Source organism: Rhodothermus bifroesti (assembly GCF_017908595.1).
GTDB lineage: Bacteria > Bacteroidota > Rhodothermia > Rhodothermales > Rhodothermaceae > Rhodothermus > Rhodothermus bifroesti.
In genome coordinates this window covers 700,647-714,934 of sequence record NZ_JAGKTL010000001.1, presented here as the reverse complement: position 1 = coordinate 714,934, position 14,288 = coordinate 700,647, and the positions used below count along the sequence as shown (strand labels likewise).

At 56.3% G+C, this 14,288-nt stretch carries 10 protein-coding genes; 6 read left to right on the top strand and 4 right to left on the bottom strand.

Translation table 11 applies throughout. The annotated features are described in order from the left end of the window. Nucleotides 1-9: 9 nt before the first annotated feature. Genes J8E65_RS03055 through J8E65_RS03040 form a run of 4 tightly spaced genes read right to left on the bottom strand, consistent with a single transcriptional unit; the run spans nt 10 to nt 5,994 of the window. Nucleotides 10-663, bottom strand: a complete 654-nt coding sequence (locus J8E65_RS03055; protein WP_210373889.1) for a DUF3341 domain-containing protein — start codon at nt 661-663, stop codon at nt 10-12. A 21-nt stretch (nt 664-684) separates the two neighbouring features. Then, nucleotides 685-2,148: an NrfD/PsrC family molybdoenzyme membrane anchor subunit gene (gene nrfD / locus J8E65_RS03050; RefSeq protein ID WP_210373888.1), complete on the bottom strand. Its 1,464-nt coding sequence runs from the start codon at nt 2,146-2,148 to the stop codon at nt 685-687. 28 nt (nt 2,149-2,176) lie between these two features. Beyond that, complete coding sequence (locus J8E65_RS03045; RefSeq protein ID WP_237181628.1) at nt 2,177-5,317, bottom strand: TAT-variant-translocated molybdopterin oxidoreductase; 3,141 nt, start codon at nt 5,315-5,317, stop codon at nt 2,177-2,179. A gap of 29 nt (nt 5,318-5,346) precedes the next feature. After that, nucleotides 5,347-5,994, bottom strand: coding sequence for a cytochrome c3 family protein (locus J8E65_RS03040; protein WP_210373887.1), 648 nt, complete (start codon nt 5,992-5,994; stop codon nt 5,347-5,349). 345 nt (nt 5,995-6,339) lie between these two features. Here J8E65_RS03040 and J8E65_RS03035 point away from each other — a divergent pair, with 345 nt between their 5' ends. From J8E65_RS03035 to J8E65_RS03010, 6 genes are all read left to right on the top strand, one after another. Further along, entirely contained in the window at nt 6,340-8,433 is a 2,094-nt protein-coding gene (locus J8E65_RS03035; RefSeq protein WP_237181563.1) for a glycosyltransferase, read from the top strand. 3 nt (nt 8,434-8,436) lie between these two features. Next, nucleotides 8,437-9,477 (top strand): acetyl-CoA carboxylase carboxyltransferase subunit alpha, encoded by a 1,041-nt coding sequence (locus J8E65_RS03030; RefSeq protein WP_237181562.1) that lies wholly within the window; start codon nt 8,437-8,439, stop codon nt 9,475-9,477. Continuing rightward, the gene (locus J8E65_RS03025) at nt 9,474-9,908 is read left to right on the top strand and encodes an acyl-CoA thioesterase (protein WP_210373885.1); all 435 of its coding nucleotides are present in this window, start codon (nt 9,474-9,476) and stop codon (nt 9,906-9,908) included. The genes J8E65_RS03030 and J8E65_RS03025 overlap by 4 nt, the downstream gene beginning before the upstream one ends. A gap of 5 nt (nt 9,909-9,913) precedes the next feature. Beyond that, on the top strand, nt 9,914-10,828 hold the full coding sequence (gene nadC, locus J8E65_RS03020) for a carboxylating nicotinate-nucleotide diphosphorylase (protein ID WP_210373884.1): 915 nt from the start codon (nt 9,914-9,916) through the stop codon (nt 10,826-10,828). Nucleotides 10,829-10,881: 53 nt separating this feature from the next. Beyond that, nucleotides 10,882-12,045 (top strand): hypothetical protein, encoded by a 1,164-nt coding sequence (locus J8E65_RS03015; protein WP_210373883.1) that lies wholly within the window; start codon nt 10,882-10,884, stop codon nt 12,043-12,045. 76 nt (nt 12,046-12,121) lie between these two features. Further along, the gene (locus J8E65_RS03010) at nt 12,122-14,284 is read left to right on the top strand and encodes a LysM peptidoglycan-binding domain-containing protein (protein ID WP_210373882.1); all 2,163 of its coding nucleotides are present in this window, start codon (nt 12,122-12,124) and stop codon (nt 14,282-14,284) included. Nucleotides 14,285-14,288: the final 4 nt, after the last annotated feature.

Below are 14,288 nucleotides of genomic sequence, written 5' to 3'. Positions count from 1 at the left end.
CATGTTTGTTCAGGTAGCGTTTACCGTCACTTCAGCGGGTGCTGCTGGCGCCTCGACCCATTCTTCTTCGCCACGATCTTCAATAACCTCAATGTTATAGCCCCCCAGCTGCTCCAAAAGCTGCCGCGTGGCCACAAGGTCGAATTTCGCATCGCTGGCCGCTACAAACAAAAAGAAGCCGTCATCGGTCACCCGGCTAAAATTCTGAGAGTAGAACAGTGGATTGTACGGACGGGGCAAGCCGTTGAGCGCCAACATGCCGGCCACGGCAGCCAATGCAGAAAACAGCACCGTCAGCTCAAACATGATGGGTACTGAGGGCTCAATGGCAAAAAAGGGTTTACCACTGATATTCAGGGGATAGTCCACTGCCCCCATCCACCACTGCATCCACCAGGCCAATGCCAGACCGGTTACAGTGCCTCCTAGCGCAACAAACCCCACTTTGGAGTTTCCTAACCCCATCGCCTCATCCATCCCATGGATGGGGAAAGGACTATGCGCATCAAAATGTTGATACCCTGCTTTACGAACCTGACGGGCAGCGTGCAGCAATGCTGCTGGGTCGGAAAACTCGGCCAGCAAACCATAAACCGACTGGCCTGATGGCGGATCATAAATGCCCATCGAGGTCCTTACGGCGCGCTGCAATGCTTTCAACATAGCGTCACGCTCCTTTTATCGTTAGGCGTGCCGATCTTTAAGCTGCACCTGGGCTGGACGGCTGTGGCCGTCGCCATGGGCCTCATAGTAGTGCGGATCAGCTTCCGGCAATACTCCCTTCACTTCCGCCATGGCCACCATGGGCACAAAACGCAGGAACAACATAAAGAGCGTAAGAAACAATCCGAACGAACCGATAAGCGTCAGCACATCCACCCAGGTGGGGGTGTAGTAATCCCAACTTGAGGGCAAAAAGTCCCGGTGCAGTGATGTCACAATGATCACAAACCGCTCGAACCACATGCCGATATTTACCACGATCGAGGCCAGAAACATAAAAGGAATGTTGCGCCGCAACTTTTTAACCCAGAAAAACTGGGGGAAAATCAGGTTACAAGACATCATGATCCAATAAGCCCAGGCATAAGGCCCCGTAGCGCGGTTAATGAAAGCGTAGCGCTCATAAGGCACACCAGAGTACCAGGCAATGAAAAACTCGGTGATGTAAGCAAAGCCCACCATCGTACCCGTTACGAGCATGATGATGTTCATCTTCTCCAGGTGATCTAGCGTGATCACGTTTTCTAGGCCATAGGCTTTACGGGCCAGCACCAGGAGCGTGACCACCATGGCAAACCCAGAGAAGATGGCGCCCGCAACGAAGTAGGGAGGAAAGATGGTCGTATGCCATCCAGGAATGATCGATACGGCAAAGTCGAAAGACACGACCGAGTGTACCGAGAGCACCAGGGGCGTAGCCAAGCCGGCCAACAGCATGTAGGCTTTTTCATAGTTACGCCAGTGCCGATTGGCGCCGCACCAGCCAAGCGACAAGAAACCCAAGATTTTGGCCCTGAGCTTACGCCCCATCCTTGCTGCCCGATCCCGCAGCGTAGCCAAGTCTGGGATTAAACCTACATACCAAAAGACCAGCGATACGATAAAGTAACTCGACACGGCAAACACATCCCACAAAAGGGGGCTTTTGAACTGAGGCCACATCTCCATCTGGTTCGGGAAGGGCAGCGTCCAGTAAATCACCCACACCCGGCCTACGTGAAAGGTGGGAAAAATCAAGGCACAGATTACCGCAAAAATGGTCATCGCCTCGGCGGCCCGATTGATCGAGGTACGCCACCGCTGGCGGAAAAGAAACAAAATGGCTGAAATCAATGTGCCGGCGTGACCGATACCGACCCAAAAGACAAAGTTCACAATATCCCAGGCCCAACCTACTGGAACGTTATTCCCCCAAACGCCAATGCCATTCCACACCAGGTAGGACAGCATGGTGACCAGCGTCAGTGTCCCCAAAAAGGGGAAGATGAACACGGCCCACCAAGTTTTCGGAGTCTTTTTTTCGGCGTGCTGAGAAACCAGCTCGGTAATGTCATGGAACGTCAGTCCACCCTGCACAAGTGGGGCCTCGACCTCATGATCGGTACGGGCCAGAGCCGACAGGTCCTTTGCCGTTGCGTGCGCCATCGCCTTAATGCATCTTTTTAACAGCCGTTTAGGCTATCGTTTCTACTTCAAGGAGCCTTGGGTTGGGGTTTGTCACGCGCGCCAAGTAGGAAGTGCGCGGTTTGACGTTCAGGTAAGCCAGCATTTCATAGCGCCGCACGTTTTGCTTGTCGCGCGAAACCTTGCTATTGGGATCGTTTAGGTCCCCAAACGAAATCGCCTCGGCCGGACAAGCCTGCTGACAGGCGGTCTTGACCTCGCCATCCCGCAACGGTCGCTGCTCGACGTTGGCCTGGCGCTGCGCTTCGCGGATGCGCTGCACGCAGTAGGTGCATTTCTCCATCACGCCACGGAAGCGCATGGTCACGTCCGGGTTTTGGGCCATCTGCACCTGAATGGGCAGCGTTTTGACCCAGTTAAACCAGTTAAAACGCCGCACCTTGTAAGGACAGTTATTAGAACAATAGCGGGTGCCGATGCACCGGTTATAGACCATCTCGTTGAGGCCATCTGGCGAGTGCATTGTCGCTGCCACCGGGCAAACCGACTCGCAGGGGGCATTTTCACAGTGCATGCAAGGCACAGGCTGCACAACTACCTGCGGATTGTCGGCGTGCGCCTCATCGCTTACAAAATAGCGATCAATACGTAACCAGTGCATTTCGCGGCCGCGACCTACTTCTCGCTTACCCACCATCACGATGTTGTTCTCACTGTTGCAGGCAACAACGCAAGCGTTGCATCCCGTGCAAGCATTGAGGTCTATGACCATCCCCCACTGGTTGCGGTAGTAATCGCTGTTCTGAAAATCGGGCTGGCGGCTGGGGTGCCGCTCTTCCCACAGGGTGGGATACTCAGCCCATGGCTCAAGTCCTTCCAGCGGAGGTTCTGCTTCCTGGGCAAATTTTGGCTGTTTCCGAAACTCTTCCAACGTGGCCATGCGTACCAACGGCCGCCCCTCCATTGCCCCGTGATCCTGCGTCGTGACAATTTTGTAGGTCTGGCCTGTTTTACGCAACTGCACGCCCTGCGCTACATACGGGCTATCCAGGCGCCGCAAGGGAGCTACATTGACGCCCACACCTGTGGCAATCGCCCCCTGGTTGTAGATATCGGTGTAGTCGTCCAAATCGAAAAACGAAGTCTTGCGCTCAGACCTATTGGAGCGAATCTGGCGGCCGTAGCCCAAATTGACGGTGATCGTCTGGTCGGGATGCCCGGGTAAGATCCAGGCAGGCAACGCTACAGAACGGCCCTCAAGCGTCAGTTCGAGGACATCGACAAAGTAAGCACCTTTGTGATATCGCTGCGTTATGCCCAACTGCTCAGCTGTCTTGGGACTCAAAATGGCCACATTGTCCCAAACGATCTTAGTCATCGGATCAGGCAGTTCCTGGCACCAGGCGTTGTTGGCAAAACTGCCATCGAGCACGGTGGGGTCCAGGCGAAAGACCACCTCTAGGCCTTCTGCTGTTGTTGTAGGCCAGCTGGCCAAGAACTGACGGGTAGGACGCAGCGAAACTGTAGGATAGGCAGAATCGGGCAAAAAGCCATCGTGCAATACGCGCTGCCAGGCTTGCTCAAAAGATCCACGACCTGCCAGGAGCACCCGCCACTGATTGCGCACCAGGTCGTAGCCGCTTTGCTCTTGTCCTGAAGCCAGCAGCGCCACCACTTCGATGGCTGAGTGCGCATCAGCGTATAGGGGGGCAATCAGCGGCTGGATGACCGAAAGCGTGCCATCGTAGGCCCGCCCATCGCCCCAAGCTTCAAGATAGTGCGCTGCGGGCAGGTGCCAAGTGCTCTGTTGGGCGGTTTCGTCTACGTGCAATCCCAAATGGATGACTTCGGGTACCTGTGCCAACGCCTCCGCAAACCCGAGCGCTGCGGGCGCATCATAAACGGGATTGACGTTCAAAAGCACCAAAACATCTACCTCACCAGCCTTGAGGGCCTGCATCAGCGTGGCTAAGGCCTCTGCTTGGGACTGAGCAGGAACTTCTAAGGCGTGCAGTGTGACCGTGCGGCCCAAACTGCCGAGCAGATCGTTCAGCACAGCACACAGCGCATGCACCACAGGAGGTTGCGTCTCGCCTGCAAGCACTACCCCACGGCTACCTGCTTCCCGCAACTCGCGGGCAATCTCAACCACATAAGGATGGCTCGCAAAGCGCGCTCCAGCGACGCGGAGCTCTTCTATACCTAGCTCGGCCGCAAGCGCTGCGGCAAAGGCTGGAATGTCACTGGCCCGAAGTCGCAGCCGGTGATCAGCCATCGCGCCGGTGATCGTGTAGGCGCTTTCCACCACATACAACCGGCTGATTTCGTCACCAGGTTGCGCGATCCGGCGGCTGGCCGCAAACTCCCGGGTGTTCTCGACAAAGTTGCGATCTGTGGGTCCCAGGAAATCTGCATCTAAGCTCACAATAACACGCGCTTCAGAGAAGCGGTAGCGCGCCCGCACCGGCTGACCAAAGGCTTGCTGCAACCCCAGGCGCTCGTTGTCGTCTCCTTCAGCAGCATATTCGATCCAGTGCACTTGCGCATAGCGCCGCGCCAGCTCTTGCCGCAGAGCAGCCAGCGTAGGTGAGCTGCTTGGCTCGCAAAGCACAGCGATCCGTTTGCTCCCCGCTTCGGCCACCAGACGCTGCGCAAATTGCACAAAATCAGCCCATGAAGACGGCTGACCCCGATGCAACACGCGCTGTGAACGATCCGGGTCGTACAGGTTAAGGAGCGAAGCCTGCTCAAAGACGCCTGTGGCCCCTCGGCTGATGGGATGATCGGGGTTGCCTTCGATCTTGGTTGGACGGCCTTCGTGGCTTTCCACCAAAAGTGGCCGCAGGCTACCCCGAAACGGCATTGCCGTAGCATAATAGAGCGGAATGCCCGGAATAATCTGCTCAGGCTGACGTACGTAGGGAAGAATCTTTTCCACCGGTCGCCGGCAGGCGGTCAACCCAGCCAAAGCTATCGAAGCACCCATAAGTTGCAAAAACTGGCGCCGCGACGTGCCACTAGGCGGCTCTGTTGCCCCTGGCATAAATTCATCACGCGCCAGCTGCACCCACTCTGGGTCCCGCTGCAAATCCCTCAAGCTTCGCCAAAGGCGCTTGCCTGAAGTCGGTTCTTCTGGGCTGCTTGCATCAACAACAGGTAGTTCAATCATAGCGCCGTCGTGCAATACCATCACAGCGTTTGGGGCCAAAAAGATTTTGATCAGTAATGACAAGCCGAGCAATTGGTGGGTGGCCGGATGCCTTCCGCCCGAATGCGTTCCAGATTGCGCTCAAGGTAGTCTGCCGGAGGCTGGTAACCCATCGTCGTGATTTCACTTTGCGGCCGCAAGTACAACTCGGGCTGCCGGTGACATTCTAAGCACCAGCCCATGGAAAGCGGCGCTACCAACCGAACTACGTCCATCTGATCAATACGTCCATGACACGTCTCACATCCCACCCCATTGTTCACATGGGAAGCGTGGCTGAAGTGTGCATAGTCCGGCAGATGGTGCACCTTCACCCACTCGATGGACTGGTCTGTAGCCCAACTATCCCGTACCAGTTGCAACCGCGGCGAATCCGTCAAGATCTGGCTGTGGCAGTTGATGCAGGTTTGCGTGGGCGGAATGTTGGCTTTATCGGACACCTCTACCCAGTTGTGGCAGTAACGACAGTCCATGCCCAGTTGCCCCGCATGAATCCGGTGGCTAAACGGGACCGGCTGCTGCGGCGCATACCCCACTTCATAAAACTCGGGCGAAAAGTAATACCAGACCAAGAATACCACCAACACGCCACCAAAAACCGATCCTGCCAACGATAAGGCCGGAAGCCGGTTTGCCTTCTTTGCAAAAATCTGCGGCATGACGCGCAAACGTCTAAGGCTGCGTTCTCAGAAAAACACCAGAATCTACACCGTGCAGAAAACTTTGCGCAGTCTTTCTTGCGAATTTGGAATAAAAAGCATTCTTTTACAAAAACAGCCTCAACATTACTGGACTTATCCGGAAAAGTCAATTGTGGAAGGACATTCTCTCACGATTTTCGGCAATCGTTGACAGTGTCTCCGCAATCCCTAAAGCTCACCCTGAGCCAAACTTGAGGGCCATTAAAAGTTTCGCCACACTCCTTGGCAAAACCGCCTTTTAGGGTTAGTTTTAGCCCGGCTCAAACAAATATGCAGACCGCCGCTTCGGTCTTGCCACAAACGATGCCGACCTCTCGCCACCCGTGCGATTTATCGGTCATCATTGTCAACTACAACGTGCGCGAGCTTCTGGAAGAAGCGTTGCGTTCGGTGTGCCGAGCAAGTCGCGGCCTGGATGTTGAAATTTTTGTGGTCGACAACAATTCGGCCGATGGTTCCGTCGAAATGATCCAAACCGAATTTCCGCACGTCCACCTCATCACAAACGCAGAAAACCTCGGGTTCAGTCGTGCCAATAACCAAGCCATCCGCCAAGCACGGGGCCGCTATTTACTTTTGCTCAACCCCGACACCCTGATTCAGGAAGATACACTGCGCGTGATGGTGGATTTTTTGGAGACCCATCCCGAAGTCGGCGCCGCAGGATGCAAAATCTTAAACCCAGACGGCACGTTTGCTCCTGAAAGTCGCCGTGCTTTTCCTACACCAGCGGTGGCTTTTTACCGCCTAACAGGACTGAGCCGGCTGTTTCCCCAAAGCCGGCGCTTTGGGAGATATAACCTTACCTATCTTTCCCCTGACGAAGAGACCGAGGTCGACGCGCTAAGCGGATCGTGCATGTTTGTGCGCCATGCCGCACTGTACTTTTCCCGCACGGCCTATGAACGCCTTTGCTTGCAAGGGCTTGGCCCGGTTGCCCATCTGCTACCCGAGGGGCTCCAGCCCGAAGGGGGAGCAGGCCTATTGGACGAAGATTTTTTTATGTACGGCGAGGACCTAGACTGGTGTTATCGGATTCAGCAAGCGGGCTGGAAAATTGTCTATACACCCCGAACGCAAATCATCCATTACAAAGGTGAAAGCACCAAAAAAGGAGAGCTTCGCTATGTGCGCCTTTTTTACGGGGCCATGGTGCAATTCGTCGAAAAGCACTTTCGCGATCGATACGCTCCCCTGTTTCTGCTTTTGCTACGCCTAGGGATTGGGTTGCGGGCTGGCTTTTCAGTATTGCATCGCGGGTTGCGGCGTTTAGCTCCCCTTGGGCTCGACGGAGTGCTGACTGCGACAATCGTAGCGCTGGTTGGATGGCTGCGCAGCATGGCCGCCGGCCGAGCGTTGGCCGAGCTTTTTTTACTGAGCGTTGTCCCCGCCTATGCCATCAGCACCATCGCAGGTATCGCACTGCAGCGGGGCTACCACCGCAGCCGACTTGGGCACCTGCGTCCTGTGGCTTACGGCGTATTCCTTAGCCTGCTTTTTATGGGCACGCTCTCGTTCTTCGTGCCCGACATCGCCTTTTCGCGCATTGTGGTATTGCTCAGTGCCCCGTTTGTGGCCGCTGCACTTGTGGGTTGGCGCCTTGCCTGGAGCCGGCGACATAAACATCGGCCGCAACGCGCCTTACTTGTCGGGCCTGCCGACGAAGCTCGCCGCTTACACCTGTTGCTCGAAACTGCCCCTTGGCCTCCTTTTACACTGATCGGATACGTTTCTCCTCATACCGAATCACCTACCAGTAGCGAGCTGCCTTGCCTGGGCGAGCTGCGTCATTTACGTGACTTGGTACGGCTTCATGCGGTTGACACCGTCGTCTTTGCTACAGGAGGACTCACGCACACCCTAGTGCTTCAGCTGATTCAACAGCTGCGCGACTTGCCGCTGCAGTTCAAAATCTTGCCGGAGGGACGCACGCACGTTATCGGCAAGGCACGTATTGATGCCCTAGACGTAGCGCCCATCCTCGATGCAGAAAGCGCGCTGCCCACCCTACGGAGCTTGCACGTTTCCCGCGCGTTGGAATGCGGGTTGGCGCTTGTAGGGCTGTCCATCTTGCCGCTGCTACGGCTCGGCGCCCGCTGGCAAGGCTCAAGGAAGACCCTGGACCGCTTAGGCCATCGGTTGCGCGGGCTGCGTGAAGTCTTGGCCGGACGCCGCGCGCTGATCGGATACCATGAAAGCGAGCAAGCCCTACTACCTCCAGAGTGGGGCTTGCGACCTGGCGTGTTTGCGGTCAGCGAAGCCCGCCCTCAAGCAGCCCGCACCCCCGAAGACGTACGCCGCCTGTATGCCTACTATGTGCAACAACGCTCGCTGGGGTTCGACCTCAGCTTGCTCTATCGTATTCTGCAACAAACTTTGCGGTCATCCCCGTCGTAACCTATGGCACGCTCCATGGCAAACTACCTGCTTGATTTTGAAAAACCTATCGCCGAGCTTGAAGAAAAGCTCGACGAGATGCGCTCGTTTATGGCCGAAAATCCCAGCGTGGACCTGTCGGCCGAAATCCAAGCGCTGGAGGCGCGCGTAGCTGCCTTGCGAGAATCCATCTATCGCAATTTAACGCGCTGGCAGCGCGTGCAAATTGCCCGCCATCCTGAGCGGCCCTATACGCTAGACTATATCGAAGCGCTCTCGGAAGGCTTTGTCGAATTGCATGGCGACCGCTGCTTCGGTGATGATCCGGCCATCGTGGGCGGCTTTGCCACGTTTCGCGGTAGCCAGTTTAACTACCGGGATCGAACCGTACTGTTTGTCGGTCACCAAAAAGGCCGAGACACCAAAAGCCGCAAGTACCGACGCTTCGGCATGCCCAATCCCGAGGGCTACCGCAAAGCGTTGCGCTTGATGAAACTGGCCGCTAAGTTCAATAAGCCGATCATTACTTTGCTCGACACCCCAGGAGCCTATCCAGGCATGGAGGCCGAAGAACGCGGCCAGGCCGAAGCCATCGCCCGAAATCTCTTCGAGATGGCCCGTTTACCCGTCCCTATCGTGGTCTTGGTTATCGGTGAAGGCGCCTCAGGTGGTGCGTTGGGCATCGGTGTAGGCGATCGCATCTTGATGCTGGAGAATGCCTGGTATTCGGTCATCGCCCCTGAAAGTTGCTCCCAGATTCTTTGGCGCTCTTGGGACTACAAAGAAGCGGCTGCAAGCGCGTTAAAACTGACCGCAACCGACCTCCTCGAACTAGGCGTCATCGACGAAATCATTCCTGAACCTATAGGCGGTGCCCATCGCGACCCTCAAGCCACCTTCCAGGCCGTCGGAGCAGCTATTGCCCGTGCCTTGCAAACGCTCGAGCACTACACGCCTGCCGAACTCACCAGCACCCGCATCGAAAAATTTGCTCGCATGGGCGTCTACCGGGAACTAACAGCTCCTCAGATTTCCGTACCCTCTGAAAACACCTCCCAGGAATGATCACGCACTGCTACCAGCATAGGGTCCGTTATCGAGAATGTGACCCCATGGGGATGGTTTACCATGCCCACTACGTCGACTACCTGGAAGCAGCCCGTACGGAAGCCCTCCGGGCTATGGGACTCCCTTATCGGGAACTGGAAGCGGCAGGCATCATTATGCCTGTTGTCGACCTCAGCTTGTGCTTTCACCGACCAGCGTACTACGACGAACTGCTCGATATTCTAACCTTTATCGATCAGCTACCCACCGTTCGGTTCCGGCTACGCTACGAAGTGCGTCGACATGAAACCCAAGAACTATTAGCTACCGGCCAGGTAACGCTGTGTTTTGTCGATCGCAAGCGCAACCGTCCCATCCGTGCTCCACGCCTTCTTTTAGACACGCTTGAACGAGCTCTGACAATCCGTACCGAAGAGCAGGCACTCTAGTGCTTATGTCCCCAAGCCTACAGGCACCCAACTGGCCTTCTTATCTTGACCCAGTCCGACTGGATGCGCTGCTTTGCCAGTGGCTGGAGGAGGACCTCGGGACCGGAGATGTCACCACCGAAGCCACTGTACCCCCAGAGCAGCAAGCCCAAGGACTATTTCTTGCCAAGACAGAAGGCGTCCTAGCAGGGCTGCAGGTTGCCCAACGCGTTTTTCACCTTGTCGACCCTGAGCTTCAGGTCATCTGGCACCAGGAAGAAGGATCCTGGGTGAGTGCAGGCACCATCTTTGGCCACGTCATCGGCCGTGCACGTAGCCTGCTAATCGCCGAACGCTTGGTGCTCAATCTTCTGCAGCGCATGAGTGGTATTGCTACCGCCACCCGTCGCCTGGTAGAACGCGTGCGTCCCTACGGCACGCAGGTGCTCGATACACGCAAAACCGCTCCTGGACTGCGCCTGCTTGATAAGTGGGCGGTACGCATTGGCGGTGGGACCAACCACCGCTTAGGCCTCTATGACATGATGCTCATCAAAGACAACCACATCGCCGCTGCAGGCAGCATCCGAGCCGCCATCGAAGCTGCCCAACGCTACCGCGAGCAGCATCAGCCTGCCCTACTCATCGAAATCGAAGCACGCTCCTTAGAAGACGTCGAGGCTATCCTAACCGTAGGCGGCGTTGAGTGGGTTTTGCTGGACAACCTGGCACGCCAGCTGCCCGACGGGTCGCTGGATGTCACGCTGCTACGCGAAGCGGTACATCTCATCGGGGGCCGCTTCCGCACAGAAGCTTCCGGTAACATCACCCTAGCAACGGCCGAAGCTATAGCCGCTACCGGTGTCGACGCGATCTCTTGCGGCGCCCTGACGCACTCTGTCCAAGCGCTGGACTTGTCGCTCAAGCTCAAGCTGCTTTAGGCGGAGACTTTGCCGTAAGCCCTGCGTTAATAGGCCCAAGCTACCCCTGAGCCATGACCGAGTCTTTTGTAACGCGGCTAACGCAGCAGCTGCAGGCGGCCTTGCCGGCTCGCCGCACTTATGCAATCGCAGAGTTAGACCGATTTGGATTACCAGAAGCGATTGTCACGCATCTTCGCTACACGGTTGCTGCACGCTTAGAAGCTGCCTTGCCCACACTCGATGAAACCTGGTTTGACGTGCACGCGCCAGCTGTCCGTGAAGCCTATCAAGTGCTCTGTACCCGTTTGCGTCAGCACGGCCACATTCCAGCGGAGGCCTGGCCCACGTTGCTTCAGCAAAGCGTAGCGCAACTTGTTGCTTACCTGACCCAACCCATTCACACCCTAGTGCAGCACGTCTTTGGCCATGCATCCGCTGCCTTAGCTCCTGAACGCATTATAGAACGCCTGCAAGCCTTCGTGCCCTATGCCTACTTTCGAGAGGCCCTAACCCTGTACCTTCGCGAAAAACCTACCGCTACCCTAGAACGAGAGCGTTTCCGCAGCATTCTGCAACAGGTCGACCGTCAGTTTACTGCCGACTTTGATGCCCAAGCCTGGGTACGCCTCCTAGACCCGCTCTATGAACTGGCTTCCCTCTTTCCCGAACGTCCTGCCGCAGTTCCTGTGCCTCTGCTAATCACGTTTTTCAGCGAAAAGCAGCAAAGCGCCTTCACAGCCCGATTGCAACAACTGACCAGCCAAGGTGTGCAGGTGCTCTCAGCCGATGCGCTGCACAAAGTGCTTGCGCAGGCACAACCAGCACCGACAACGCCAGCGATGGCTACCCCTGAAGAGCCTATGCCTTTGTGGCGCCGCTTTCAGCTACAACAAGCGCATGCAGTTGTCGAACCCCCCTCTGCTCTGCCCCGGTGGATGCAGTTTTATCAACAACCTCCAGCTGCCCCGTCAACCGAACCTACCCTAGATGCGGTAGAACGCGCCGTCTTGGGTCCAGAGGGCATCCGCAACCGTGAGCTGTTTATTCAGGCACTCTTTGGAGGGGATTCTGCTTCCTATGCCCAAGTGCTACAGCAGCTATATCGCGCATCCACTTGGGCTGAAGCCTCTCAAATCATCGCCCAAGAAGTCTTTCGGCGGTATCAGGTGAATATTTATAGCGAGCCAGCGGTTGCCTTTACTGAAGCCGTCGAGCGACGATACCGAAATCGATAGTCTTCCTCTTGCAATAAATCGCGTGTATGCGTATTGTTGACGCTCGGGAAAGGGTAATCAGACCACGGAGGTACGCGTGCTTCGACGGCTGTTTGTTTTGGCGCTCGCAGGTAGTCTGGCGGGCTCCCTTGCTGCCCAAGATCTGACCCGGTCTATAGAGCGCTTGCCAACCCGCCCTTCCGAAGAGATCCCTTTTGAACGGCGGCAGGCTTTGCTTTGGTCGAGCGATTTGGAAGCCTGGCCCGAAGCAGATAGCTTAAGCGAGGCCGAGCTACTGGCCTACCTGGCACGCCTGTATGATTACCAAGCACAAATCCTTAAGGCAGAAGCTGCGGGAGAGAAAGAAAAAGCTGCCCAGCTTTTAGATCATGCCATGGAAGCTCTGGCAGCCCTTAGCCGACGCCCCGGCATTACCGAAAATGTGCGCTTCCAAGAAGTTTACCGTAGCCTGATTACCGAGTACGAACAGGTCTACGGCGTGCCGCCCGATACGCTGACGCTAAGCTACGGGGACATTTTTGCCTTTCGCGAGGCGCTGTTTGCTGCAATGAACGCTACACGCGATCCGCTCTTGGAAGACGTGATGCTGCCCGAGCTGCCTACCGTTGCGAGCACGGTACCATTGACCATGAACCGCCTGGTCAAAACCAGCATTGATTTTCTCCTTCGCGAGCCAGGCAAACACTTGCTCCGTTGGCTTAGCCGGGCAGAAACCTACTTTCCCATGATCGAACAGATCTTTGCCGAAGAAGGACTGCCCGACGAGTTGAAATATTTGGCCATGATTGAAAGCGGCCTTAACCCACGTGCACGCAGTCGCGCTGGGGCCGTAGGCATGTGGCAATTCATGGCCGGCACAGCCCGTCTGTACGACTTGCAAATCACTCCTTGGGTGGACGAACGCATGGATCCTGAAAAATCTACCCGAGCGGCCGCCCGCCATTTGAAGGATCTGTATGCCATGTTCGGAGACTGGCACCTGGCACTGGCTGCCTACAATGCCGGGGCAGGTCGGGTGCAGCGCGCACTGAACCAAGCCGCCCGTCAACCCCGCCAAACGTCGCGCTCGTTTTGGGATATCTATACCTACCTGCCCCGCGAGACACGCAACTATGTGCCTATGTTTATTGCTACGGCACTTTTGGCCTCGAACCCGGCTACGGTAGGCCTAACGCCAGAACCCGGCCCTCGCTACGAGTATGACTATGTGCCCATCTATGGCATGTTCTCTTTAGAAGAAATTGCCCAGATGGCAGGAACCGATGTTCTTACGCTGCGCGCCCTCAATCCAGAACTGCGCACCAACATGCTTCCTCCAACACGCGGCCCCTATTTTATCCGCCTCCCCCTGGGCTCCTACGCGCGCTTTGCTGAGGAGTATGCCCGGTTGCCTGAAACGCGTAAGCAGCCGGTCACGACCTATACGGTCCAACGAGGCGACGTTATGAGCACGATTGCACGGCGCTTTGGCGTAAGCGTATCCGCGCTCATGCGCGCCAATGGCTTGCGGAGTACCGTAGTGCATCCTGGCCAGCGCTTGATCATCCCTGTAGCCACCCACGAAAGCACACAGGCCGTAAGGCTAGCCGAAGTGCAACCCGTCAGTGTGCAGTATGGCGGCCGTGCCATTCGCCCGCTGGCGCCCTTAGAGGTGACACCTACGGCCTCCGTTAACGCAACCCCTTCAACATTATCCTCCGCAACCGTTGAAACTGTATCGGCTGTAACCGAAACAGAAACCCCGACAGCATCTGAACCCGACGCCCCCACGCGCGTGGTCTATACCGTGCGTCGGGGTGACGCGCTGAGCGAAATTGCGCGCCGATACAACGTCTCGGTAACCGATCTCAAACGCTGGAATAACCTCTCAAGCAACATCATCCATGCAGGCCAAGAGCTGGTGATTTATCTATCGCAGCCCGTAACGCCAGAACGCATCGTCTACCGCGTTCGGCGAGGGGATACATTGAGCGAAATTGCGCGCCGATACAACGTCTCGGTAACCGATCTCAAACGCTGGAATAACCTCTCAGGAGAGAGGATTCGAGCTGGACAACGGCTAACCCTCTATCCTAACAAAAGCCAAAGCCCAGAATACATCATCTATCGCGTTCAGCCCGGAGATTCCTTGTATCTGATTGCCCGCAAGTACGGTGTTTCAGTACGCGACCTGATGCAATGGAATGAGCTGCGGTCTGGACGTATTTATCCAGGCCAACAGCTAAAAATTTTCTCCTAAACGC

Excerpts from the sequence above, each read along its gene's own strand:
- nrfD (WP_210373888.1), bottom strand. The coding sequence starts at position 2,148 with ATGGCGCACGCAACGGCAAAGGACCTGTCGGCTCTGGCCCGTACCGAT.
- nadC (WP_210373884.1), top strand. The coding sequence starts at position 9,914 with ATGTCCCCAAGCCTACAGGCACCCAACTGGCCTTCTTATCTTGACCCA.
- J8E65_RS03025 (WP_210373885.1), top strand. The coding sequence starts at position 9,474 with ATGATCACGCACTGCTACCAGCATAGGGTCCGTTATCGAGAATGTGAC.
- J8E65_RS03045 (WP_237181628.1), bottom strand. The coding sequence starts at position 5,317 with ATGGTATTGCACGACGGCGCTATGATTGAACTACCTGTTGTTGATGCA.
- J8E65_RS03015 (WP_210373883.1), top strand. The coding sequence starts at position 10,882 with ATGACCGAGTCTTTTGTAACGCGGCTAACGCAGCAGCTGCAGGCGGCC.
- J8E65_RS03055 (WP_210373889.1), bottom strand. The coding sequence starts at position 663 with ATGTTGAAAGCATTGCAGCGCGCCGTAAGGACCTCGATGGGCATTTAT.
- J8E65_RS03030 (WP_237181562.1), top strand. The coding sequence starts at position 8,437 with ATGGCACGCTCCATGGCAAACTACCTGCTTGATTTTGAAAAACCTATC.
- J8E65_RS03040 (WP_210373887.1), bottom strand. The coding sequence starts at position 5,994 with ATGCCGCAGATTTTTGCAAAGAAGGCAAACCGGCTTCCGGCCTTATCG.
- J8E65_RS03035 (WP_237181563.1), top strand. The coding sequence starts at position 6,340 with ATGCCGACCTCTCGCCACCCGTGCGATTTATCGGTCATCATTGTCAAC.